The 23,959-nt window shown below is 68.1% G+C and carries 25 protein-coding genes and 1 tRNA gene; 11 read left to right on the plus strand and 15 right to left on the minus strand.

Features of this window, described 5'->3' with window-relative positions:
* Positions 1-45: 45 nt before the first annotated feature.
* Both E1P53_RS01895 and E1P53_RS01900 read right to left on the minus strand, forming a co-directional pair.
* Positions 46-867, minus strand: coding sequence for an ABC transporter permease (locus E1P53_RS01895; RefSeq protein WP_371830984.1), 822 nt, complete (start codon positions 865-867; stop codon positions 46-48).
* 84 nt (positions 868-951) lie between these two features.
* Positions 952-1,566, minus strand: coding sequence for a DUF1707 SHOCT-like domain-containing protein (locus tag E1P53_RS01900; RefSeq protein WP_131733291.1), 615 nt, complete (start codon positions 1,564-1,566; stop codon positions 952-954).
* Between the two features lie 151 nt (positions 1,567-1,717).
* Here E1P53_RS01900 and ygiD point away from each other — a divergent pair, with 151 nt between their 5' ends.
* Complete coding sequence (gene ygiD, locus E1P53_RS01905; RefSeq protein ID WP_446667201.1) at positions 1,718-2,557, plus strand: 4,5-DOPA-extradiol-dioxygenase; 840 nt, start codon at positions 1,718-1,720, stop codon at positions 2,555-2,557.
* A 5-nt stretch (positions 2,558-2,562) separates the two neighbouring features.
* Here ygiD and E1P53_RS01910 read toward each other — a convergent pair whose 3' ends face one another.
* Positions 2,563-3,051 carry an SRPBCC family protein gene (locus E1P53_RS01910; RefSeq protein ID WP_131733293.1) on the minus strand — a complete coding sequence of 163 codons (489 nt, stop codon included), beginning with the start codon at positions 3,049-3,051 and terminating at the stop codon, positions 2,563-2,565.
* A complete protein-coding gene (locus tag E1P53_RS01915; protein WP_131733294.1) occupies positions 3,042-3,419 on the minus strand; it encodes an ArsR/SmtB family transcription factor in 378 nt (125 codons plus the stop codon). Before E1P53_RS01915 ends, E1P53_RS01910 begins: the two co-directional genes overlap by 10 nt.
* Positions 3,420-3,601: 182 nt before the next feature.
* Here E1P53_RS01915 and E1P53_RS01920 point away from each other — a divergent pair, with 182 nt between their 5' ends.
* A complete protein-coding gene (locus E1P53_RS01920; protein WP_131733295.1) occupies positions 3,602-4,972 on the plus strand; it encodes an LLM class flavin-dependent oxidoreductase in 1,371 nt (456 codons plus the stop codon).
* 80 nt (positions 4,973-5,052) lie between these two features.
* Here the strand turns inward: E1P53_RS01920 and aqpZ are convergent, their stop codons facing one another.
* Positions 5,053-5,823, minus strand: coding sequence for an aquaporin Z (gene aqpZ, locus E1P53_RS01925; protein WP_131733296.1), 771 nt, complete (start codon positions 5,821-5,823; stop codon positions 5,053-5,055).
* 460 nt (positions 5,824-6,283) lie between these two features.
* Between aqpZ and E1P53_RS01930 the strand changes: the two genes are divergently transcribed.
* From E1P53_RS01930 to E1P53_RS01940, 3 genes are all read left to right on the plus strand, one after another.
* Positions 6,284-7,249: a hypothetical protein gene (locus tag E1P53_RS01930; protein ID WP_131733297.1), complete on the plus strand. Its 966-nt coding sequence runs from the start codon at positions 6,284-6,286 to the stop codon at positions 7,247-7,249.
* Between the two features lie 214 nt (positions 7,250-7,463).
* Positions 7,464-7,991 (plus strand): prominin family protein, encoded by a 528-nt coding sequence (locus tag E1P53_RS20635; RefSeq protein ID WP_244941093.1) that lies wholly within the window; start codon positions 7,464-7,466, stop codon positions 7,989-7,991.
* Between the two features lie 111 nt (positions 7,992-8,102).
* Positions 8,103-8,336 (plus strand): hypothetical protein, encoded by a 234-nt coding sequence (locus E1P53_RS01940; RefSeq protein WP_006898718.1) that lies wholly within the window; start codon positions 8,103-8,105, stop codon positions 8,334-8,336.
* A gap of 91 nt (positions 8,337-8,427) precedes the next feature.
* Here the strand turns inward: E1P53_RS01940 and E1P53_RS01945 are convergent, their stop codons facing one another.
* The 9 genes from E1P53_RS01945 to pgm all read right to left on the minus strand — a co-directional run bounded on the left by E1P53_RS01945 (position 8,428) and on the right by pgm (position 16,500).
* Positions 8,428-8,874, minus strand: coding sequence for a hypothetical protein (locus E1P53_RS01945; RefSeq protein WP_006898719.1), 447 nt, complete (start codon positions 8,872-8,874; stop codon positions 8,428-8,430).
* Between the two features lie 385 nt (positions 8,875-9,259).
* Positions 9,260-9,955 (minus strand): hypothetical protein, encoded by a 696-nt coding sequence (locus tag E1P53_RS01950; RefSeq protein WP_006898720.1) that lies wholly within the window; start codon positions 9,953-9,955, stop codon positions 9,260-9,262.
* 2 nt (positions 9,956-9,957) lie between these two features.
* Positions 9,958-10,587 (minus strand): hypothetical protein, encoded by a 630-nt coding sequence (locus E1P53_RS01955; RefSeq protein WP_006898721.1) that lies wholly within the window; start codon positions 10,585-10,587, stop codon positions 9,958-9,960.
* A complete protein-coding gene (locus E1P53_RS01960; RefSeq protein ID WP_006898722.1) occupies positions 10,587-11,384 on the minus strand; it encodes an ABC transporter ATP-binding protein in 798 nt (265 codons plus the stop codon). The genes E1P53_RS01955 and E1P53_RS01960 overlap by 1 nt, the downstream gene beginning before the upstream one ends.
* Entirely contained in the window at positions 11,377-12,450 is a 1,074-nt protein-coding gene (locus E1P53_RS01965) for a FecCD family ABC transporter permease (protein WP_040526184.1), read from the minus strand. Before E1P53_RS01965 ends, E1P53_RS01960 begins: the two co-directional genes overlap by 8 nt.
* The gene (locus E1P53_RS01970) at positions 12,431-13,585 is read right to left on the minus strand and encodes an ABC transporter substrate-binding protein (RefSeq protein WP_051997138.1); all 1,155 of its coding nucleotides are present in this window, start codon (positions 13,583-13,585) and stop codon (positions 12,431-12,433) included. Before E1P53_RS01970 ends, E1P53_RS01965 begins: the two co-directional genes overlap by 20 nt.
* Positions 13,586-13,827: 242 nt before the next feature.
* Positions 13,828-13,900, minus strand: a tRNA-Ala gene (locus tag E1P53_RS01975).
* 114 nt (positions 13,901-14,014) lie between these two features.
* Positions 14,015-14,758, minus strand: a complete 744-nt coding sequence (locus E1P53_RS01980) for a DsbA family protein (protein ID WP_006898725.1) — start codon at positions 14,756-14,758, stop codon at positions 14,015-14,017.
* 98 nt (positions 14,759-14,856) lie between these two features.
* Positions 14,857-16,500 carry a phosphoglucomutase (alpha-D-glucose-1,6-bisphosphate-dependent) gene (gene pgm / locus E1P53_RS01985; protein ID WP_006898726.1) on the minus strand — a complete coding sequence of 548 codons (1,644 nt, stop codon included), beginning with the start codon at positions 16,498-16,500 and terminating at the stop codon, positions 14,857-14,859.
* Positions 16,501-16,652: 152 nt separating this feature from the next.
* Here pgm and E1P53_RS01990 point away from each other — a divergent pair, with 152 nt between their 5' ends.
* Together E1P53_RS01990 and E1P53_RS01995 are read left to right on the plus strand one after the other, a co-directional pair.
* The gene (locus E1P53_RS01990; protein WP_040526210.1) at positions 16,653-17,300 is read left to right on the plus strand and encodes a dienelactone hydrolase family protein; all 648 of its coding nucleotides are present in this window, start codon (positions 16,653-16,655) and stop codon (positions 17,298-17,300) included.
* Positions 17,301-17,358: 58 nt separating this feature from the next.
* Positions 17,359-17,865: a hypothetical protein gene (locus E1P53_RS01995; RefSeq protein ID WP_006898728.1), complete on the plus strand. Its 507-nt coding sequence runs from the start codon at positions 17,359-17,361 to the stop codon at positions 17,863-17,865.
* Positions 17,866-17,890: 25 nt separating this feature from the next.
* Here E1P53_RS01995 and E1P53_RS02000 read toward each other — a convergent pair whose 3' ends face one another.
* A complete protein-coding gene (locus E1P53_RS02000) occupies positions 17,891-19,675 on the minus strand; it encodes a long-chain-acyl-CoA synthetase (protein ID WP_131733298.1) in 1,785 nt (594 codons plus the stop codon).
* A gap of 141 nt (positions 19,676-19,816) precedes the next feature.
* Between E1P53_RS02000 and E1P53_RS02005 the strand changes: the two genes are divergently transcribed.
* The 4 genes from E1P53_RS02005 (at position 19,817) to E1P53_RS02020 (ending at position 23,841) form a co-directional block, all read left to right on the plus strand.
* Positions 19,817-21,061 carry a CaiB/BaiF CoA transferase family protein gene (locus E1P53_RS02005; RefSeq protein WP_131733299.1) on the plus strand — a complete coding sequence of 415 codons (1,245 nt, stop codon included), beginning with the start codon at positions 19,817-19,819 and terminating at the stop codon, positions 21,059-21,061.
* A 223-nt stretch (positions 21,062-21,284) separates the two neighbouring features.
* A complete protein-coding gene (locus E1P53_RS02010; protein WP_006898731.1) occupies positions 21,285-22,208 on the plus strand; it encodes a metal ABC transporter substrate-binding protein in 924 nt (307 codons plus the stop codon).
* Positions 22,205-22,966: a metal ABC transporter ATP-binding protein gene (locus E1P53_RS02015; RefSeq protein WP_131733300.1), complete on the plus strand. Its 762-nt coding sequence runs from the start codon at positions 22,205-22,207 to the stop codon at positions 22,964-22,966. The genes E1P53_RS02010 and E1P53_RS02015 overlap by 4 nt, the downstream gene beginning before the upstream one ends.
* A gap of 44 nt (positions 22,967-23,010) precedes the next feature.
* Positions 23,011-23,841 (plus strand): metal ABC transporter permease, encoded by an 831-nt coding sequence (locus tag E1P53_RS02020; protein WP_051997142.1) that lies wholly within the window; start codon positions 23,011-23,013, stop codon positions 23,839-23,841.
* Positions 23,842-23,959: the final 118 nt, after the last annotated feature.

Here is a 23,959-nt window from a genome sequence, read left to right on the forward strand (position 1 = left end):
GGAAACCGCCCGGACGAACCCGGCTCGGGAGAACGGGCATGCGGGTCAACGGTTCTGATATCGAGTCGTATAGCGCTCGAGGGCTCGTACGATGGCGTCGGTGATCAAGCCGAGTGCGGCGTAGACGATCAGGCCGAAGAAGATGATGTCGGTGCGCAGGAAGTCACGGGCGTTGTTGATCAGGTAGCCCAGGCCCGAGGTGGCCGCGATCTGCTCGGCCACGATCAGACTCAGCCAGGCGATCGCCAGCGCCTGGCGCAGTCCGACGAGGATCTGCGGCATCGCACCCGGAATGATCAGTTCCCGGATGGTCATGACCCTCGAAAACCCCAATACGCGAGCGGTTTCCACGAGTTTCGGGTCGATCTGGCGGATCGCCGCCGACGTGTTGAGGTACAGCGGGAACAGGGCGCCGAGCGCCACGAGCAGCACCTTGGGCATCTCCCCGATCCCGAACCACAGGATGAACAGAGGGATGAGTCCGAACAGCGGCAGCGCGCGGATCGCCTGCATGTTGGGATCGACGATCGAGTCGGCGTAGCGGCTCAGTCCGACGAGGAGCCCGAGGCCCACGCCGACCGCGACACCGATCGCCAGTCCGATGGCCACGCGTTGCGCCGACGCCGCGACGGCGTCGAGGAGATGCCCGTTGGAGAACACCTCCCAGCCCGCCTCGGCAATCAGGGACGGGGCCGGGAGGCGGTCCTGCGGGATGATGCCGAGCGCGCTGCCGACCTGCCAGAGCACGAGCACCGCGACCGGCGACAGCGCGCGCAACACGGTGTGCAGGCGAGGTCTGGTCGGCTTCGCGCGAGCGGATCCCGAATCCGCAGAAGTAGATTCAACGGCGCTCCGGGCACCGGCCACGTCGTCGTTCACAGTCGTCTCGGCCACGGGCCCGACGCTACGAACCGAGGTGTGGTCGACGACACCCTTGCATTCAGCGTGGGTTCAAGTCCACCCGTCGGCGGCCCGTCGGGTACGACGGATGATCACCGCACTCGTGCCGGAGGCCGAGCCGGTGACCTCGATGACCGGCCCTCCCGGCCGATCGGGTTGCCCTGCCTTGTCTTTCACCTTCGACCAGCCGGACAGGTGCAGGTCCCGGTATCGGATCTCCTGGTCCGGGCCGAGGCGCAGCTTCACCGTCGACACCGACACCTGCAGTTGCAGGACGGTGGACGGTCCGGCGAAGCGCGCCCCGGAGAAGTCGAGATCGATGGTGCCCACCGACGCGGTGGCGTGGATCGCGGGAGGGACGTCCCAGGAGCCCTTGCGGCGGATCTCCTTCCATTCCGCGTCGAGTTGCAACGGTTCCTGCGGGGGCGCAGGGGGTGACGCGACGTGCGCCGGCGGGTCTCCGAACAGCAGCGCGCCGTTGGGAAGGTCGTGCAGGACCGCGCGCAGGTCGCGGCGGGTCTTCGCCGTGTACACGAGTCCGGACCGTTCCTCGAACTCGGGTATCTCCAGGTAGCCGGCGCTGAAGGCGTCGTTGAGCAGCGCGACGGCACGCTCGCGCTCCGGGTTCCCGACCCGTAGGTCGTCGTCTGGGCTGCGGTCGACCATGCCCCCACCCTAGGCACCGTGCCGAGCGGCCTCCAGTCCCGTGGGCGCGCGATCGCGAATCCGCCGTCGGACGCACATCGGCACGGCGTAGCGTCGTCGGCGAGGAATCCAGCGTGATCGGAGGGCTTCGATGACCAGTTCGCAGGTGACGATGCCGGTCGCGTTCATCGGACACGGCAACCCGATGAACGCCTTGGAGCACAACCGCTACACCGAGGCCTGGCGTGCGCTCGGCCGTGCGGTGCCCAGGCCGCGGGCCATCCTGGTGATCTCCGCGCACTGGTACACCAACGCCACCGCGGTCACGGCGATGCCTCGCCCGCGCACCATCCACGACTTCTACGGGTTCCCTCAGGAGCTCTTCGACGTCTGCTACCCCGCGCCCGGCGCCCCCGAGATCGCCGACCTGGTCTGCGAAGTGGTCAAGCCGACGTGGTGCGGCCTCGACATCGACAGCTGGGGCATCGACCACGGCACCTGGTCGGTTCTGGTGCACACCTTCCCCGACGCGTCGATCCCCGTTCTGCAGCTGTCACTCAACGCCTTCAAGGACTTCGAACATCACTTCGATCTCGGCCGCAAGCTGAACGCACTACGCGAGCAGGGCGTGCTGATCGTCGGCAGCGGCAACATCGTGCACAACCTCCGCGCGGTCGACTTCGGCAGGGCCGACGAAGGATACGACTGGGCCCACCGCTTCGACGACGCGGCACGGCAGACCCTGCAGGACGACCCCACCGCCGTCCTGCGACTCGACGCCCACCCCGACTTCGACCTCGCGGTGCCCACCCCCGACCACTTCCTGCCGCTGCTCTACATCGCCGGCCTGGCGGCCGAGTCGCCCCTCGACCTGCTCGTCGACGGGTACGCGGCCGGTTCGATCTCGATGGCGGCCTACACCCAGGGACTCGACCTGGAGGCGGGGCGGTTCGGCAGCGAGCCGGCTGCCGAACTGCCCTCGGACCTCCCGCCGACGGACTCGAACATCTGAGACCGTCAGCCGGCCGCCAACAGATCGTCGATCTGGTTGATCGCCGCGCTCGCCCCTTCGACGACCCCCATCTCGAGAACCTTCTGCAGCGCTTCGGCCGAGTCGTACACGCCGTGATAGGTCGCGACGGTCCCGTCGCCGTCCGCGGTGAAGGAGTACACGTTCCGCGACTCGGGCATGTCGGGGATCGGGTTGAAGTCCTCGTCGGCGAAGACGTCGCGGAAGGTGAACTCCCTCGGTTCGTCGACGGAGTCCACGAACCACATGCCGGGGAACTTCTGCCCCTCGGGCGAGGTCATGTAGTAGGTGACCCGACCACCGGGACGGAGTTCGTGGTCGACGAAGGTCGCCGGAAAGCCCGGTGGGCCCCAGATCTTCTCGAGCTGGCGCGGATCGGCGTAGACCTGCCAGACACGTTCCACCGGGGCCGCGAATCGGGCGGTGATGGTGAGAGTACGGGCATCGACATCGGTTTTCACATCGGTTACGGGCATGATCGGTCTTCCTCGGAATCTGCCTGCTCGGCTGACAGCAGGTCATCGATGCGGGCGATACGACCTCGCCACACCTGTTCGAGTTCGGCGAGCATCGACGCCACCGAACGCACTGCGGACACATCGCCGCTCGCCAGTTGTTCGCGCCCCTGCCGACGCTTGGTCAGCAGGCCCGCCTTCTCCAGCACGGCGACGTGTTTCTGCACTGCCGCGAAGCTCATGTCGTATTTCGCGGCCAGCGCCGACACGGAATGCTCACCGGCCAGCACTCGGCGCATGATGTCGCGCCGAGTGCGGTCCGCCAGTGCATGGAACAGGGCGTCGGTCCTGTCCTCCTCGTCTGACGCGATGCCAGTGGTTCCGGACACACCTCCAACATACAACTGATTGGTTGTATGTCAAGCGCGGCATCGTCGAACCCCGGCCTTGCGTTCACATTGACGGCAATCCTGGCCTCGACGGCATCGAGAACCTTCACTGGTCACCGGTATCACCGCCACGAGGGCCTCCCCCTCGACGTCCGGCGCAACTTCCGACCCGAAGGATTCCCATGTCTCGTCAGCTTCACCTGGGCGGCTTCCTGATCGCCTCCCCCGTCACCCATTCGCACGCCGCCTGGCGACATCCGGGCTCGGCGACCGACTATTTCGGGCCGGAGCACTACCACCGCGTCGGCCGAATCCTGGAACGCGGCAAGTTCGACTTCGCGTTCTTCGCCGACCTGTTGGCGGCACCGGTGCGTTTCGGCGGCGACCAGTCCGAGCCCTTCCGTCGCGGCACCCAGGCCGCGGCGACCCTCGACCCGGCTCTCGTCGCCGCGAGCATCGCCGCGGTGACCACCAACCTCGGTGTCGCGGTGACGAAATCGGCCACCTACTTCCATCCGTACGAGATCGCGCGGATCTTCGGCTCCCTCGACCACCTCACCCGTGGGCGCATCGCCTGGAACATCGTCACGTCGCTGTCGCAGGCCGAGGCGCAGAACTTCGGCTTCGACTCGCATGTCGAGCACGAAGAACGCTATGCGCGCGCAGAGGAATTCGTCCGCACCGCGGTCAAGCTGTGGTCGAGCTGGGACCCCGACGCGGTGATCGCCGACAAGGAGTCCGGGATCTGGGCCGATCCGTCCAGAATCCGCACCGTCGACCACGACGGCGACCACTACCGAACCCGCGGCCCGCTCAACCAGCCGCGCTCGCCTCAGCACCGTCCGGTGCTCATCCAGGCCGGATCATCGGAGACCGGAAAGGAGTTCGCGGCCCGGTGGGCGGAGGCGATCTTCGAGATCGACCCGACCCCCGAAGGGCGTCGCGCCTACTACGACGACGTGAAATCGCGGGCGTCGAACCACGGCCGGAACCCCGATCACATCAAGGTGTTCCCGTCGTTCATCCCGTTCATCGGCGAGACCGAGTCGATCGCCCGCGAGAAGCAGGCGTTCCACAACGAACTCGCCGATCCGATCTCGGGGTTGATCACCCTCTCGGTGCACACCGACCACGACTTCTCCGTCTACGACCTCGACGCGCCGGTCGAGGACGTCCGGGTCGGCGGTACGCAGGGCCTGTTCGACGTCGCCCGGCGTCTCTCGCAGCGCGACAACCTGACCCTGCGCGACATCGGCAAGCTGTACGCGCAGGGCGTCCTGCTGCCGCAGTTCGTCGGCACCGCATCCGACGTCGCCGACCAGATCGAGGAATCGTTCAACGGCGGCGAGGCCGACGGGTTCATCGTCTCCAGCGCACAGGCACCGGGAACCTTCAACGACTTCGTCGACTACGTGGTCCCCGAGCTGCAGCGCCGTGGCCTCTTCCGCACGGAGTACGAGGGCTCCACCCTGCGCGAGAACCTCGGTCTCGGCAGCCCCGACGAAGACCTGCCGGCCGACGTGCGCGAGGCACCGTCGCTGATCGCGGTCTGACCGGATGACCACTCGGGGCGGGCCACCGTCGAGGTGCCCGCCCCGAGTGCGTCGGCGCTGCCGGTCCGGATGCCCGGCGGTCAGGCCGCGTTCGGCTCCGACGACCGACCCAGCGCGAGCTTTCCGTCCTCGAACAGCAGCGGATACAGGATGCCGCCGATGAGACCGCCGAGCAGCGGGGCCACCCAGAAGAGCCACAACTGTCCCGGGGCGCCGTTGCCGTTGAAGAAGGCCACTGCCGTCGACCGCGCCGGATTGACCGAGGTGTTGCTGATCGGGATGGAGATCAGGTGGATGAGGGTCAGGGTGAGACCGATCGCGAGCGGCCCGAAGCCGGCGGGCGCCCGATCGTCGGTGGCGCCCAGGACCACGATGAGGAAGAACGCGGTCAGCAGCGCCTCGGCGATGAACACCGCCGCCATCGTGTAGTTGTTCGGCGAGTGGTCGCCGTATCCGTTGGCCGCCATGTTGCCGGTCGCCTCGAAGCCCGGCTTGCCGCTGGCGATCACGTACAGCACGGTGCCGGCGAGAAGACCGCCGACGACCTGCACGATCCAGTAGCCGGGGAGGTCCTTGACCGACAGCCGCCCACTGATCACCGCGCCCAGCGTGATCGCCGGGTTGAAGTGGGCTCCGGAGACGTGACCGAGCGCGTAGGCCATCGTCACCACCGTCAGGCCGAAGGCCAGGGCGACGCCGAGCAGACCGATGCCGAGCTGGATCAGGGTGTCGTTGTCCTCGCTGGCGTTCGCGACGTACTTCGCCGCGAAAATCGCGCTGCCGCAACCACCGAAGACCAGCCAGAACGTGCCGAACAACTCGGCCAGTAGTCGACGCGGAGTACTCGCCATCAGATCGTCTCTCCCTCACCCGGCCCGTGAGCTCGCGTACGGCGGCGCCGAGCCGGTGTACCCGCCGCCGCACGATCCGAGTGCAGCTTAGGCACGTTCGCGACATCCTCGGGCCGAAATCCGCTCACCGGCGTCGACGGGATCGACCCGATCGCACACAGACGTCGTGCTCTCGGCTCGTGCGCGACCACGCCGGTCGGGGTTCTTCGTCGGGGTCGAATATCGCCTGCATCCTCATTCGAGCGCATGAAATACGGTATTCGCCCACAGAGCGGAAACGGCGTCGCGAATACTCGTCCGAAAATCACGGAAAGCGGTGTGACCTGCTACGACGACTCGGCGCCGGCGGTGCCGGGAAATCGTCCGGACGGCCTCGGAGACTCTTGTGCCCGCGGTACTCTCCCCGAGTCGAGGACCGTCGCCGGACGATCGCGTGACCTGCCGAGAGAAGGAGCCAACCGTGGGTAGTCCCTACGACCCCAACCAGCCCACGCAGATGGGCCCGCAGGGTGGACAGCAGCCGGGGTGGCCCGGTCCACAGCCGGGTGCCGGCGGGCCGGGGTTCGGTGCCCAGCCCGGCCAGCCGTACGCCCAACAGCCCTACGGCCAGCAGTACCCGCCGCAGCCGGGTCAGCAACCGTACGGGCAGCAGCCCTATGGCCAGCAGCCATACGGCCCGCCCCCGCAACCGCCGTCGTCGTCGGGCGGCGGCAAGAAGTGGTGGTTCATCGGCGGCGGTGGCGTCCTCCTGATCCTCATCGTCGTCGTGGCCGTGGTGCTGGCCTTCACCCTCGGCGGAGGCGACGACGAGCCGGACGTGCCCACCGCGTCGGCCGTCGACATGCTGCTCCCGGAGTCCGAATTCCCCGACATCACAGGCGAATTCGAGCTCGACACCGCCCAGTCCGGCGATGACGACGACATCAGCGTCGACAACGAGAAGTGCGCGCGCCTGGTGGACTCGCAGTCCGGCGGCGACTACGCCCAGCGCGAGCTGACCGAGACGCCCAGCTCCGGCGAGATCTTCTTCGGCCTCGACGCCTACAGCGCCGAGGTGACCAAGCCCGCCGACGACACCTACGACACCTTCGACGACGTCCTCGCCGCCTGCTCCTCGTTCACGCTGACCCTCAAGGACGACGGCGGCGACATCCCGGTCGCGGTCAAGTTGGAGAAGGCCGATCTCCCGATCGACAGCAACTACAAGGCGTTCAACATGTTCGGCGAGTTCTCGATCGACGCAGCCGGAGACGAGGTGGAGGTCTACCAGATCGGCACCTACGTCTACGGAGAGGAACGCGGCGTCTCGTTCGGCGTCGGATACAACAGCTTCAGCGACGAGAAGCTGTCGGTCGACTCCCAGATCGAGAACAACCTGTCCCAGATGTTCGCCAAGCAGCGTCAGCGGATCAAGGACGCTTCCTGATTCCACGCCGGCCGCCCCTCCCGATCCGCGCTGATCGGGAGGGGCGTTTCCGTATGTCGCGGCCTCGCCTACCCGGATTTCGCGCGGACGGAGGCCGAACGCGGGGATCTCCGCTCGCCGCAGAAACGGCTTCCGGCATGCTCGTCGTCTGCCGGCAGCCTCGTCTGATGGTTCTCGAGCATGCCTGTCCCGGATATCGGTGAGAATCAGGGGTATGGGCAACGGAGCCGCCGACCGACGACACCTTCCGACCGACACCGAGCACCGCGCCGGGGCCGACCGACGCACGGTCTGGGTTCTGGCGGTACTCGCGAGTGTTCTCGTCCTCGCGCTCGTCATCGGAATCCTTTACGTGTTCACGACCAGACGTGCCGAGGACGATCGCGCCGAACCCACACCGGTCACGGTGACGAGGACCAACACCCCACCCGCGCCGCCATCGACCCCTCCGCCTCCGGCGGCGCCCGCGCCGACGCCGGAGCAGGCCGGGTCCGTCCCCGTCGAAGGCGGCCCCTGCCACGAGTCCGAGGCCCGGTCGTTCGCCACCGCCGCGAACGGGACGAGCCTGGTCTGCGTCTACATGGGCGCAGGCGGTGGTTTCCGGTGGTCACAGCACGCAGAGAACGACGGATCCGTCCACAACATCGGCGATCCGTGCGACCTCGCCGTCGACCGGGTGGCGCAGGACCCGTCCGGCAAGGCGATCATGTGCGGTGGCGACACCTGGGTGGGAGGCCCGTAGACACGGCCCCGGACGCCCCGGTTCCGACTGCGCCGACACCAATCCAGGTCGGCACATTTCGCGGCAAGCCGATGATCCTGCTCGGGCGCGAGTGCTCGCTAATCTGAGCCCATGAGCAAAACGAAGAAGAGCTGGAGCGAACTGTCCACGCCCGCAAAGGCAGCCATCATCGGCGTCGCCGCCATCGACGGCGGCCTCCGCGTCTGGGCGCTGCGGGACCTCTCCAGCCGCGCCCCCGAGGAGATCAACGGCCCCAAGGCGGCCTGGCGTGTGGGCCTGGCCCTCGGCACGACGGCCGGCATCGCGCCGACGGCCTATCTGGTGTGGGGCCGCAAGCGCACGTAGTCCTCACCCCGCACCGACGCGCAATCGCTGCTCCCTCCACACGTCACGATCGACGCATCGTCGGTGGGAGCAGCGATTTCACGTCGGCGAGTCACTCGTAGTGCGAGTAGCCACAGGTGGGATTCGCCTCGGCCTTGAAGCTCACCATCAATCCGGACAGCGTGATCGTGCATCCGTCGGCTCCGGGGCCCTCCGCACTGACGGTCGACTCGATCTTCGGATAGACCGGGTACTCCTTCTTCCACGGCAGGGCGGCGTTGCTCTCGACCTCTTCGGGGCCGCCGTTGATGCGGTACCGGATGACCGCCGTGCCGCTCCCCTGCACCTCCATGGTCGCGGTGCCCACCGGGGCCCCGGCGGGTGTCGCGTCCGCCTCCGTCGTCGGCCCGGGCGCGGCCATCGCCTCCGAACTCCGGGCGACCCAGGATGAATCGGCGCGTGCCGACTCCGCCGACGGCTCACCGCCGGTCGAGCATCCCGCGACGGCGGCCAGGGTCAACGACAATCCTGCGGCGATCCGCAACACCGGTGTTCTCATGCGGACGAAGGTATCCCCGTTCCGACTGCGGTGCGCCGAGACGATCCACACGACGACGTGCCCGCCGACGATGCTGTGAGTCCCCGTTCCCGTGGGGCCGCGAAATCTGCCGGCGACATCTCCTTCCGGGTGCAGCCGATGATGATCCTCGATGGCGAGTCGATGCCCGGTGCGGCGCGCCGATCAGGCGTTCCGGCAGGTCCGAGTCCTGCGGCGACATCGGCGGCCACGAGCCGGTGCGCACCCGACCCGACGCGAGATCACAACCGGCGGCATCCCCGTCACACACCACGAGAGCCGTGCCGGAGATCGTCTCTCCGGCACGGCTCTCGTCGTGGCGCTGGGCTTCGGGAGACCAGCGCGGCGCGCGCAGGTCTCGGCCCGGTCAGCTGCCGGTGTTGTCCAGCCACCTCAGCAGCGAGTACAGGAACCGCGTCGAGCCCGGCATGAAGTTGTTGCCGTGGTGGTACGTCGGATCCAGGGTGGTGACGATGATCCGCCCGGGCGTGCTGACGGTGTCCTCGTACAGGATCGCCCCGACGTCGGTGCGGGAGCCGGTCTCGTCGGGCTCTTCCGAGACCACGAGCGGCACGACGTCGGCGTCGGTGTGCAGCAGCCCGTGGTGATGCCAGATCACGGACTTGGTGGACAGGTACTCCCACGCCTCGTGCTCGGGGTTGCGGGTGCGGATCAACGGGTCCTCGCCCTCCAGCCACCACCAGAAATTGGTGGGACGCGGACTCCACGAGACACCCGGAAGCCAGGTGTGGGCAGCGTTCTCACCGAGCACGACGAGCGTCCCGCCGCGCTGCGGGACCGCGAGGAACTGCTCGGCGTGCCGCCGGACGAGCTCGGGGTGAAGGCGGTCGGCGAGCACCACCGTGTCGAACGCGTCGAGATCGCCGTCCGCGAGGTCACCGAGGTAGAGGAACTCCGGCTGGTGGGCGATCACCGCCGGGTCGTTGACCGTCTGCAGGTGGAAGTGCGAGCCGCCGTGGACGAAGGCGAGGCGCCTGCGCGACCGCGGCGCGCGGTCGGTGCGAGCGAAGGGTTCGATGACGGGATCGGTGGTCGTGGTCATGTTCAGGCCTCCTGCTGGGCGAGCCACGTGAGCAGCTGGGGGAAGATTCGCGCGGAGGTGTTCGGGTCCTCCTGGTAGACGCCGAGGTCGAGCCCGCCGTGCACGAGCACCCAGCCGGCACCGAGCGGGTACACATAATCGACCGGAAGCTCGTGGCGGCCGATCCGGTTGGCCACGATGGCACCCTCGGGCAACTTGTCGCTGTACCCGCGGGCGTAGAACCCGGACACTCCGCGACGGAAACTCACGTCGGCCGGATCCACGCCCTCCCACACCGGATGCCGTTCGCCTGCGACAATCGCGAGATCCTTGGGTCCGGAGTACTGCAGCTTGCGCCACCGCCCGAGGCCGGGCAGGAAATCGGTGAGCGGATGCCCCATGATCGCCACGCGACCGCCCGAGGTGACGAAGTCGGTGAGCAGTTCACGACGGCGCTCGAGGAAGATCTGATCGCAATTGCCGTTGATCAGCAGTCCGCGAACGGAGCCCAGGTCGAGCTCGTCGAGCGTGTACAGGTCGACCGGCGTGACCCGGCCCGAGACGTCGGTGCCACCGGACATGCCGAAGTTCGATCCCATCGTCAGATGCAGGACCGGTGGAAGTGACTGCGGCGCAGTCGAATCGGGAGTCATCAAACCACTTTCTGTAGAGAGGCCGCGGGGGCTGTGTCCGCGAACGTGTCATACCGGGTGAAGAGGACGGTGCGCCGGTTGCCGCGGTCGTCGACCTCGGCGCTGGCCACGTCGATGCCGTACAGCTCGCTGAGCATCGCGTCGGTGACGAGTTCCTCGACGGCGCCGACCCGGATGTCGTCGACCGAGCGCATCACCACCGCGCGTCCGCCCAGGTGCAGGACGTGGTCGGGGTGATGCGTGGTGAGCAGGATTCCCATCCCGTCGGCGGCGAGGTTCCGCAGCAGTTCCAGCACCCGGGCCTGGTTCCGCAGGTCCAGGGCCGAGACCGGCTCGTCGAGGATCAGGAAGTTGCAGTCGGAGGCCAGCGCGCGGGCGATCAGCACGAGTTGCCGCTGCCCGCCGGACAATTCGGCGAAGCTGCGCGAGGCCAGGTCGGCGATGCCGACGCGCTCGAGGGTCTCGCGGGTGCGCGCGATGTCGGTCCGGCCCGGAGTGGAGAACGCCGAGACCTTCTTGGCCCGCCCCATGAGGACCATGTCGAACACCGTGTAGGCGAAGTTCGACGCGCTGGCCTGCGGGACGTACCCGATCGCGGCGTCGTGATGGACCGTGCCCTCCGACAGTCGGGTCAATCCCGCGATGCACCGCAGCAGCGTCGTCTTGCCCTGCCCGTTGGGACCCAGGATCGACGTGATCCCGCCGTCGACGCGGAGGTTCGCGCGACGGAAGACCCAGTCGCATCGCGGATAGCGGAAGCCTGCGTCCCTCAATTCGAGGCCTGTGTACTCAACCATCGATGAAAGCCTGTCTGCGCGATCGACTCAGGAGGATGACGAACACCGGAGCGCCGATGATGGCGGTCAGGATTCCGAGCGGGATCTCGCCGGCGCTGACCGTGCGCGACAACGTGTCGATGAGCGTCAGGTAGATGGCGCCGAGGAAGAACGTCGTCGGCATGGAGATCCGGTGGTCCGGACCGACCCACAATCTCGCGATGTGGGGGACGACCAGGCCCACCCAGCCGATGACCCCCGAGACCGCCACGGCGCCTGCGGTCATGAACGCCACCATCGTCAGCAGCACCACCCGCAACCGTCCGGGCTTCAGTCCGAGCGCGGTCGCGTCCTCGTCGCCCAGCGAGAGGATGTTGATCCGCCAGCGCAGACCGATGAGCACCGCCGCCCCGGACAGGATCGGGATCGCGGCCAGCAGCACCTTCCCCATGTCCGCGGTGGCGAGAGATCCCATGAGCCAGAACACGATCGACGGCAGCGTCGTGTACGGGTCGGCGACATAGGTGATGAACGAGACCAGCGCGGAGAAGAAGGCACTGGTCACCACGCCGCCGAGCACGATCGTCAGGATCGGACCGCCCGCGCGGGTGCGTCCGATCAACAGCACCACGCCGAGTGCGACGAGGCCGAAGAGGAACGCCCCGCCGACGAGGAATGCCGAGCCGAGACCGAACAGCAACGCCAGCACGCCGCCGAAGGACGCACCCGACGACACCCCGAGGATCTGCGGGCTCACCAGCGGGTTGCGGAACGCCGCCTGCAGCGCCGCACCGCCGAGCGCCAGGCCGCCGCCGACGAGCATCGCCAGCAGGATTCGCGGAAGCCGAACTCCCAGGACGACATTCGACTCGGCCTCGGTCCACGTACGGGGCAGCTCGATCACCTCGTTGACGAGGATTCGGGCGACCTCGTTGACCGGCACGGTGTACCGGCCGACGGAGAGGGAGATCAGGCCGACGGCCACGATCCCGATGGTCAGGACCAGCGCCACCAGGATGCGCTTGGAGGCGTGTGCATTCTCCGGCTCGGCGACGACGACCGGCTCGTCACGCACGGAAGGCGTCATAATTCGCGCTGACCCCGTTGGCCGGAACATGCAGGATGCGATCGATGTCGGCGGCGGACACGTCGTAGGCGTACAGCTTCTTGTACGTCTCCTGGATTCGTCCGCGCAGGTCGTGGCGGACATCGGGGAAGAACACCGAGTTGACCCACAGCCACATCAGGTTGGACTCGTAGCACGGCGGGTCCCAGGAGAAGCCGCCGAGCGGTGCCTTGTAGACGCGCTTGTTCTTCACCGCCGACAACGACGACCACCGGGGATCGGCGTACATGTCCTCGGGCGACGTCGGCTCGAAGTTGCCGAGGATCACGATCTCGGGATCCCAGTTCAGCACCTGCTCACGAGTGACGGCGAAGCTCGAACCGCTGCCCGCGCCCGATGCGACGTTCTTGCCGCCGCCCAGACGGATCCAGAAGTCCATGTAGCTGTTGTCGGCGCCCACCTTGATCTCCGGCGCGTTGTACATGTACAGGACCCGCGGGGCCTCGGAAGCGTGTGCGGCCGCGGCCTTCTCCACCGTCTTGCGGTCGGCGGCCATGGTCGCGAGAACGGCGTCGGCCTGTTCCTTCTTGCCCAGCAGCTCGCCGAAGATCGAGATCCAGGCCTCGAGATCCTCCTGGGTGCCGTACTTGAGTAGCAGCACCTTGAGGCCGGCGTTGCGCAGCGGCGCGACGATGTCGTCCCCCTTGTCGCCCCACTGGATCACGACGTCGGGGTTCAGGCTCAGGATGTGTTCGACGTTCGGCACGAAGTCGTTTCCGGCGACCACCGGGGTGTCGAGGAACGCCGGGAACATCGTGCCCAGCATGCCCTTCGACGCCATCGAGATCGCGACCTGGTTGACACCGACGTTCCGGGCGGTCGACTGATCCGAACCGATGATCATCGACGGGACGGGGATGATCGTCGACGCGATGCGCCCGACCGGGGTGTCGAAGGTGAGGGTGTTCTGATACTGGTCGACCACCGTGATCGGACCACCCGTCGCGCTGGAGTCGGCGGCGTCGGACACCACTTCGCGGTTGGAGCACGCGGTGACGCCCAGGGCACCGAGAGCGAGCGCCGCGACCCCCATCGAGCGCAGCATGTCGCGGCGCGTCAGATGCGCCGGGGTGGACGGACGGGGACGGGGACTCATCTGTTCTCCAGGACTGACAGGGCGGGAGACGTGGGGCGCAGTTCTCCACCACCACGACTTCCCAAATGGACATTCGTGACAGTTAGGGGAGCTTACACTAAATAAGGCAAGCCTATGCAAGTGGAAATTAGGGTTGCTATTGCTAATCGAAGTCCGGCGGTGAATCAGGAATCCATTGGCACCATCGGGGAACAGAACGACGAAGCCCGTTCCGGTGATCCGGAACGGGCTTCGTCGTCGAGTGGAGCTAAGGGGACTCGAACCCCTGACCCCCACACTGCCAGTGTGGTGCGCTACCAGCTGCGCCATAGCCCCGTGTTCTTTTGTTCCGCCCTGTCTCAAGGGCACTGAGAAAGTTACACCACCGGGGTTCCTGCAACCAAATCCGCAGGAACCGGGCCCTTTCGTGGGCCCGGTTCCCCACGGATCTCAGTTCTTGGCGTCCAGGATCTCGTCCAGCCAGGCGTTGCCGGAGAGGTTCTGCACGGGCTTGCCGTCGTGGAGGACCGTCGGGGTGCCGACCCGGCCGTTGTTGGCCTTGGACAGCTCCTCGCTCGACTTCTCGGCGTTGGCCTCCGCCTCGGCGACCTTCTCGTTGTCGGTGATGCACTTGGCGGTCGCCGGGGTCGCGCCCTGTTCGGTCGCCATCCGCGCCAGCTCGGGGCTGGTGATGTTGCCGCTGCCCTCCGGCGGCTGCGCCGCGAAGAGAGCACTGTGGAACCGCAGGAACAGGTCGGTGTTGCGCTCCTGCGCAACGCACGTGAGCGCGCCGGCGGCACGCGAGCTGTAGTCGCCCGGGCCCGACTGCGAGTTCAGGAAGTTGAGGGTGTGGTAGCGGACGCGGAGCTTGCCCTCCTTCACGGCGGCGGTGATCGCCGCGCCCGACTGCTGCTCGAAGACCTTGCAGACCGGGCACATCGGGTCCTCGAAGATGTCGATCAGCGGCGCGTTCTCCGGACCGACGATCATCGTCGAGCTGGCCGCGAGCGCCGACTGGTCGGCCTCCCCCTTGTCCCTCTTGCTCCACCAGATGCCGCCGATGACCAGGGCGGCCACCACCAGCAGCGCCACACCTCCCAGCACGTAGGTCATCGTGCTCGACGGCGCACTGGGCTGATACTTCGACTTGGTGGTTCGGGGCACCGATGCTCCCGACTTACGCTTCTGACTCACACGTCGACAATATCCGCGGCGCACTGATAAATCGCTGAGGAGAAGGCCCCCTTCACGCGCCGTTCTGCGCCTCGACGGTCACAGTTGCGACACGACGCTCAGCCGCCGAGAGCGGCGTCGACCACCTGCTGGGCTTCCTGCTGCACCTGCGCGAGGTGCTCCGGGCCCTTGAAGGACTCGGCGTAGATCTTGTAGACGTCCTCGGTCCCCGACGGCCGGGCGGCGAACCACGCGTTCTCGGTGGTCACCTTCAGCCCGCCGATCGGCGCCCCGTTGCCGGGGGCGTTCGTCATGATCGCGGTGATCGGCTCGCCGGCCAGCTCGGTGGCCTCGACCCGCTCGGGCGAGAGCTTCGACAGCACCGCCTTCTGCTCCCGCGTGGCCGGCGCGTCGATGCGCGCGTAGGACGTCTCGCCGTATCGGTCGGCGAGTTCGGCGTATCGCTGCGACGGGGTCTTGCCGGTCACCGCGAGGATCTCCGCGGCCAGCAGCGCCATGATGATGCCGTCCTTGTCGGTCGACCACGGGCTGCCGTCGAACATCAGGAACGACGCCCCGGCGCTCTCCTCGCCGCCGAAGGCCACCCGCCCCGACAGCAGTCCGTCGACGAACCACTTGAAGCCGACCGGCACCTCGAGCAGCGGCCGGCCCAGGCCGGCGACCACGCGGTCGATCAACGACGACGACACGAGCGTCTTTCCGACCGCCGCGGTCTCGGCCCACTGCGGCCGGTGGGTGAACAGGTAGTCGATGGCGACGGCGAGGAAGTGGTTCGGGTTCATCAGCCCGGCGTCGGGTGTGACGATGCCGTGGCGATCGGAGTCGGCGTCGTTGCCGGTCGCCACGTCGTAGGAGTCGCGCGCCGAGATCAGCGAGGCCATCGCATCGGGCGACGAGCAGTCCATCCGGATCTTGCCGTCGGTGTCGAGGGTCATGAAAGAGAACGTGGGATCGACGGCCGGGTTGACGACCGTCAGGTGCTCGAGGCCGTGACGCGAGGCGACGGCCGCCCAGTACCCGACCGACGCACCGCCGAGCGGATCGGCGCCGATGCTGATCCCGGAGTCGCGGATGGCCGTCAGGTCGACGACGTCGCCGAGACCGTCGATGTAGTTGCGCAGGAACGAATAATCCTTCACGTACTCACTCGCGCGAGCCTGCTCGAACGGAATCCGCTTGACCCCCTGCAGATCCTGCGCGAGCAGTTCGTTCGCCCGTGCGGCGATCACCGAGGTGATCGAGGTGTCGGCCGGACCGCCCGACGGCGGGTTGTACTTGAACCCGCCGTCGCGCGGCGGGTTGTGCGACGGCGTCACGACGATGCCGTCGGACTGCACCCCCGGGTTGTCCTTGTTGAAGGTGAGGATCGCGCGACTGACCGCCGGTGTCGGGGTGAAGGAGTCGTCCTCGGCGGTGAGGACCGTGACCTCGTTGCCCGCGAGGACCTCGAGCGCCGACCGCCACGCGGGGATCGACAACGCATGGGTGTCGAACCCGATGAACAGCGGTCCGGTGATCCCGGCGTTCCGCCGATACTCGACGATCGCCTGGGTCGTCGCGACGATGTGGGCTTCGTTGAACGCGGTGTCGAGGCTGGAACCACGATGCCCCGAGGTCCCGAACACCACCTGCTGCAACGGGTTCGACGGGTCGGGGACGTTCTCGTAGTAGGCACGCTCGAGTGCGTCGACGTCGATGAGGTCTTCGGGCAGAGCCGGTTGACCGGCGCGCGGATGTGCCATGTGGCCGATTCTGCCACTCCGCGCGGAATTCGCTCGCCGACCGAGAACATCCCCGTCGTCGGCGGGGACGGCGTCGTGCGCGCTCCATCGACGCCGCCCGGATCGTTAGGGTGGAAACGATCGTCCACGACCCGCCGGAGGCCTGCCCGACCATGCCGATTCCGCCCCTGCATAGACCGGTCGCCGGACTGCTCTCCCCCGGCCGCACCTCTCCCGGGCTGATCGTCCTGGTGCTGCCAGGCGGCACCGACCACAGCCGCCGGCCGTTCAGCCCGCGCCAGGGGTCGGCGCTGCGGATGTACCCGTTCACCTGGTCGCTGCAGGCCCGCTACGGCCGGTCCGTGCGCGTCCACCAGGTGCGGTACGAGGTGTACGGCTGGAACGGGGACGACGCCAGCCCGATGGCGCCCGCCCGCGCCGCGCTCGAGGAGCTGTGCAGCCGCCATCCCGGGGCGCCCGTGGTGACGATCGGGCATTCGATGGGCGGCCGGGTCGCCGCGCAGCTCGCCGCCGACCGTCGCGTGATCGGGGTGCTGGCGCTCGCCCCGTGGTGGCAGTTCGCCGACTGGCGGCACATCCACCCCGGCGCCCGCGTCGTCGCGATCCACGGGGACGCCGACGAACGCACCTTCGCCACGCGGACCCGCAAGGGCATCGACGAACTCCGGGCCCGCGGCGTCGACGCGGAGTTCGTCAACGTGCCCGACGGCGATCACGCGATGCTCGACCACGTCCTGCTCTGGCAGAAGAGCGCACTCGACTTCGTGGGCGAACGCCTGTCCGCTGTGCGCCGCAAGTAGACTCCGCTGGCCGACGCCTCCGGTCCCCGGCGGCACGCACCACGAAGGAGTCCATCGCATGAACGCGCTCACCGTCACCGATCAGGGAACCCGGTTCTCGTACACCATCGATGACGTGACCCGGTACCACGGCCCCGGCTTCCCCGGCGGCGTCGCGCACGCCTTCAAGGTGCTCGAACGGGCTCTGCCCCTGCTGGGCGAACCCGGCGCGGTCGAGCGTCGCGAGATCGTCGTGGCCACTGCGCACACCGGCCCCGGTGTGCGGGACACCTTCGAGATGGTCACCCGCGCGGTGACCGAGAACCGGTTCACCGTCGACCCTGCGCTGGAGCGCAACGATCGCGGCGCGACGCTCGAGCGCTACGTCTTCGAACTGTCGTACCGCGATCGGCACGTCCGGCTGGAGATCCGCGAGGGGTTCGTGACCGACGAGTTCATCGCGCTGGCCCGGCAGCCGGAGCGCACCGCCGAGAAGGAGGCTCGCCTGACCGATCTCAAGCAGGAGATGGCCGACCGCCTCCTGGCCGCGCCGGCCGAAGCGGTCTACGACGTGGTGAGCGGCTGACACCGCCACCACGTCGGGCCACCGCTCACGCCGATCGCCGGACCCCGGACAGCTCCTCGACGAACTCCGGGTAGAACTCGACGTAGGTGTCGCCCGAGAGCACGTACACCGGGTCGTCGCCGGTCTCGGTGTAGGCCTGCTTGCGCAGGTCGGTGCGCATGTTCTTGAACGTCGACGTGTGCTCGAGGTGGTCGACGAGCCGCACGAACAGCGGCACCGCGTAGGCGGGCAGGCCGTCGCGAACGTGGGCCGCGAAACCGGCGGGGTCGAAGGTCTCGCCGTCCTTCAGGCTGACCGCCGCCATGCCGGCCTTCCCGTCGACGCCGGGGATCGGGACGCCAAAGACGACGGCCTCCTCGACGGAGTCGTGCGCGTCGAGGACCGCCTCCACCTCGGTGGTGGCGACGTTCTCGCCCTTCCAGCGGAACGTGTCGCCGATGCGGTCGACGAACCCGATGTGGGAGAAGCCCTGGTCTCGCACCACGTCACCGCTGTTGAACCAGGCGTCGCCCTTCTTGCGCGCGTCGCGGACGATCTTCTTCTCGGTGGCCGCGGGATCGGTGTAGCCGTCGAACGGCACTCGCGAATTGATCTGCGCCAGAAGCAGTCCGGTGCCGCCCTTGCCGACCTTGCGCACCCGGCCGTCAGGCCCGCGCAGCGGCTCGCCGGTCTCCTCGTCGTACTCGACGACCATGTACGGCAGCGGCGAGAAGCCCGCGGTCTTCGACAGCCCGAAGACGTTGACGAAGCCGATGTTGGCCTCGCTGGCCGCATACAACTCGACGATGCGTTCGATGCCGAACCGCTGCGTGAAGTCGTCCCAGATGTCCGGGCGCAGACCGTTGCCGACGGCCAGGCGGATCTTGTGCGCGCGGTCGGTCGGCTTGGGCGGCTGCGCGAGGAGATACCGGCAGAGCTCGCCGATGTAGCTGAAGGCGGTGGCCTCGTTCTCGATGAGCTCGTCGAAGAACCGCGATGCCGAGAAGTGCTTGCCGATGGCCAGGCAGGCCCCCGACGCCAGCACCGACGACAGCGAAATCGTGAGCGCGTTGTTGTGGTAGAAGGGCAGCGCCGTGTACATCACGTCGTCACTGCGCAGGCGGATGCCGAGGCCGCCGATGCCGTTCATCGCCACCAGCCAGCGATAGTGACTGAGCTTGCTGGCCTTGGGATATCCGGTGGTGCCGGAGGTGAAGATGTAGATCGCGGTCGACCCGAGCTCGACGGTCTCGGTCGTCGCCGGGTTGACCGGCGAGCAGGTCGCGGTCAGCCTCGGCAGCTCCTCGAAGGTGAATTCCTTTGCCGGACGGGCGCTGTCGGGCACCGAGTCCAGGGCCTCCACCAGATCCTCCTGGTAGAGAATGATCTTGGCACCGATCAGGCCGAGGCTGTGCTCGAGGACGGCGCCGCGCTGGTGGAAGTTGATCATGCCGCAGATGGCGCCGGTCTTGACGATGCCCAGCATGGCGATCACGACGTCGGGATGGTTCTTCGACAGCACCCCGACCACGTCGCCCTTGCCGATGCCCTCGCGGATGAGGAAGTCCGCGAGACGATTCGCCCGGGCGTTGGCCTCCCGGTAGGTGATCGACTCGCCCTCGAACCGCAGGAAGGCGCGGTCGGGGTACTTGTCGACCGCCTGCTGGAACCGCTTGCCGATCGACATCTTCGTGGTCGGCGGCTTGGGCAGCATCTCCGGCAGCACACGCAGGATGGAACCGACGTCCTTTCGCAGGGACGCGACCCCCGCGAGCATGTCGGTCAATCGGATGTCGGGCAGCAGCCCCGTACCCGGCGCGTGATCTACCATTCAGACCTCCCCAGTGGTGTGTGCGACGGCACACACCATAGCCCGAAACCCACTCCAATGGAACGTCTGGGGCAATTCGTTTCATCCGGTTCCGGCCCGCCGTCTTGGCGCGCGCGCTGTGACCGGCCACACTGTTGGACCATGACCGACAACACCGTTGCGCCGGCGTCCGCCGAGTCGACGGCCCCGACGGGCCCGCTCGACGGCGTCACCGTGCTCGAGCTGGGCACTCTCATCGCGGGGCCGCATGCTGCCCGCCTCCTCGGCGACATGGGCGCCGACGTCATCAAGATCGAGCCGCCCGGCAAGCCGGATCCGATCCGCACGTGGGGCCAGGCCGAGGTCGACGGTCACCGCTTCTACTGGACGGTCCACGGGCGCAACAAGAAGGCGATCACCCTCGACCTGCGCAGCGACCGGGGCCGCGAGATCTTCCTGCAACTCGCCGAGCGGGCCGACATCATCGTCGAGAACTTCCGCCCCGGAACCCTCGAGCGTCTCGGCATCGGCCCCGACGAGCTGTCCGAGCGCAACCCGGGGATCATCGTCGTGCGCGTGTCGGGCTACGGACAGACCGGACCCGACGCCTCCCGCGCCGGATACGCGTCGGTCGCCGAGGCCGCCAGCGGCCTGCGGCACCTCAACGGCTACCCGGGCCAGCTCCCGCCGCGGCTGGCGCTCTCGCTCGGCGACACCCTCGCCGGCATGTTCGCCGCCCAGGGCGCCCTCGCCGCGCTGCACCGGCGGACAGTGACCGGCAAGGGGCAGGTCGTCGACACCTCGCTCATCGAATCCTGTGTGGCGGTTCAGGAATCGACAATCCCCGACTACGACGTGGGCGGCGTCGTCCGCGGGCCGTCGGGCACGCGACTCGACGGCATCGCACCGTCGAACCTCTACCCCACCGCCGACGGCACCCACGTGATCATCGCGGCGAACCAGGACTCGGTGTTCGCCCGCCTGTGCCAGGCGATGGGACAGCCCGAGCTCGCCACCGACGAGCGCTTCGCCGACCACGCCGCGCGCGGCCGCAACCAGGACGAGCTCGACGCGCTCATCGGCGAATGGTCGTCCCAGCACTCCGCGGACAAGCTCACCGAGATCCTCAGCGAGGCCGGTGTCGTCGTCGGACCCGTCAACACGGTCCGCGAGGTGGTCGCCGACCCGCACCTGCGGGCCCGGGGCATGATCGCCGAGCACTACGACGAACGCGCCCATCGCACCGTTCTCGGGCCGGGCGTCGTCCCCCAGTTCAGCGACACCCCCGGCGGAATCCGCCGGGCCGGGCCGCCCGCGCCGGGCTGCGACAACGACGCCGTCTACGGCGGCCTGCTCGGCTTGTCGGCCGCGGAGATCGACGAGCTGAGGGCATCCGGGGTCATCTGACGGGTCGCGCGCGCCGGGTTTCCGCTCGGCGGATTCGCGCGCTGCGGTTTCCCGCGCGGCCGCCTCCTTCCCGGAAATTCGATCCAACGAGCGGGAAGGAGCAGCACCGCAGGAACGAACGTCGCGTGGCGCCGCAACACACCTGCGACCACCGGACCTGCGCCTGCCCGGGTTCTTACGTGCCGCACTGGAAAGTTCGGACTACCGAAACTAGGGTGTCGGTATGCCCGAAAAACATGCCACGCGATGGTGCGCGCCCATCGCAGCGCTGCTCGCTGCGCTGGTCGTGGTCTCGGGTTGCACGCTGTCGAGCCGACTGCCCGACGAGAAGGTGGTCCTGACGACGTTCACGGTGCTCGCCGACATCGCGTCCAACGTCGCCGGCGACCGTCTCCGGGTCGAGTCGCTGACCAGACCCGGTGCGGAGATCCACGGCTACGAGCCCAGCCCGGGCGATGTCCGGCGCACCGCGACGGCGTCGCTGGTCGTCGACAACGGTCTGAACCTCGAGGGGTGGTTCGGACGGTTCGTCGACGACCTCGACGTCGAACACGTCGTCGCCAGTGAGGGTGTCGAGCCCATCGACATCACTGCGGATGCGTATGCGGGCAAGCCGAATCCGCACGCATGGATGAGTCCGGTGAACGTCGGGATCTACGTCGACAACCTGGTACGGGCCTTCACCGACCTCGACCCGGAGGGTGCGGAGGTGTTCGCCGCCAACGGCGCCGCGTACAAGGAGCAGCTGCACCAGGTGCAGACCCACCTGGTGTCGGCGCTCGACCGGCTCCCGCCGAACGAACGCGCGCTCGTCACCTGCGAGGGCGCCTTCTCCTACCTCGCCCGCGACGCCGGCCTCACCGAGCGCTACCTCTGGCCGGTCAACGCCGAGCAGCAGGCCACCCCGCAGCAGGTCGCCGAGGTCATCGACTTCGTGAAGAGGAACCGGGTCCCCGCCGTCTTCTGCGAGTCGACGGTCTCCGACGACGCCATGCAGCAGGTCGTCGCCGCGACGGGCGCGCGGTTCGGCGGCAAGCTCTACGTCGACTCCCTGTCGCAGGCCGACGGCCCGGTGCCCACCTACCTCGACCTGATCCGCCACGACGTCCGGACCATCGTCACCGGACTGACGGGAGACAAGCGATGATCGCCTCGCACGCCATCGAGGTCGACGACGTGACGGTGCGCTACGGCCGCATCCTCGCGCTCGACCACGCCACCGTGCGCGTCCCGACCGGCCGCATCTGCGCGCTCGTCGGCATGAACGGTTCGGGCAAGTCCACCCTGTTCAAGACCATCGTCGGAACGGTCTCCCCCACTACCGGGTCGGTGAGCCTGGCGGGCCGGTCGCCGGCGGCGGCACGCAAGGCCGGCCTGGTCGGGTACGTGCCGCAGTCCGAGGACATCGACTGGTCGTTCCCGATGTCGGTGCGCGAGGTCGTGATGACCGGCCGCTACGGGCGTCTCGGTTTCACCCGGCGGCCGAAGAAGGCCGACCACGCTGCCGTCGACGAGGCGCTCGCGCGCGTCGAACTCACCGAGTACGCCGACCGCCAGATCGGGCAGCTGTCCGGTGGCCAGCGCAAACGCGCGTTCGTCGCGCGCGGCATCGCGCAGGAGGCGTCGATCCTGCTGCTCGACGAACCGTTCGCCGGGGTCGACAAGCGCACCGAGGCGACGATCACCACCCTGCTGCGGGAACTCGCCGACTCCGGGGTGACGATCCTGATCTCCACGCACGACCTGGCGGTGCTGCCCGAACTCGCCGACGAGGCGATCCTGCTGATGCGACGCGTCGTCGCGCAGGGCGATCCGACAGAGGTCATCACCACCGAGAACCTGGTCCGCGCCTTCGGGCTCGATCCGCTCGAGGCCAGCCGTGAGCGACGAGAGGAGGCCTCGTGACCGCGTTCGTCGACCTCCTCCTCGACCCGTTCGCCTATGCCTTCATGACCCGCGCGCTGTGGGCGACGCTGATCTCGTCGGTGGTGTGCGCCCTGCTGTCGTGCTGGCTGGTGCTGATCGGGTGGTCGCTGATGGGCGACGCCGTCTCCCACGCGGTGCTACCCGGCGTCGTCCTCGCCTACATCGCCGGAATCCCGTTCGCGGTGGGCGCCGTCGTCTTCGGCTTCCTCGCGGTGGCGATGATCGGCGCGGTCCGCGACGGCAGCCGGGTGAAGGAGGACGCCGCCATCGGCATCGTCTTCACGACGCTGTTCGCACTCGGTCTGGTGCTCATCTCGGTGACCCCGAGCCAGACCGACCTCAACCACATCGTCTTCGGCAACCTGCTCGGCGTCTCGACCTCGGACCTGGTGCAGATCGCGGTGCTGGGCGCGATCGTCGCCGCCATCCTGCTGCTGAAACGACGCGACTTCACGCTGTACGCCTTCGACCCCACGCATGCGTTCGCGATCGGACTCAGCCCCCGGATGCTCGGCGCGGCCCTCCTCGCGTTGCTCGCCCTGACCGCGGTGACCGCGCTGCAGGTGGTCGGCATCGTGCTGGTGGTCGCGATGCTGATCATTCCCGGGGCGACCGCGCAGCTGCTGACCGATCGGTTCAGCCGGATGCTCATCATTGCGCCGGCCGTCTCCGCGGTGTGCGGTGTCATCGGCCTGTACGTCTCCTACTACCAGGACACGTCGCCGGGCGGGATGGTCGTCCTGGTGCAGGGCATCGCGTTCCTGCTCGTCTTCCTGTTCAGCCCGACGCACGGTGTCATCGGCAAGCGACGCCGGCACCGAGAGCGCGCCCTGGCCGACGCCGCCGCGGGCTGAGCGCTCGCGGGCGTCAGGGTCACCGCGGACCCGCGCCGTGGCGTTCCCAGGAGATGTACAGCCGGCGGGCAGGCCCGTTCCAGAGTCCGTGGGCACCATGGCGTTCGCTTCCCGGGCC

Source organism: Gordonia paraffinivorans, from assembly GCF_900683595.1.
Lineage (GTDB): Bacteria > Actinomycetota > Actinomycetes > Mycobacteriales > Mycobacteriaceae > Gordonia > Gordonia paraffinivorans.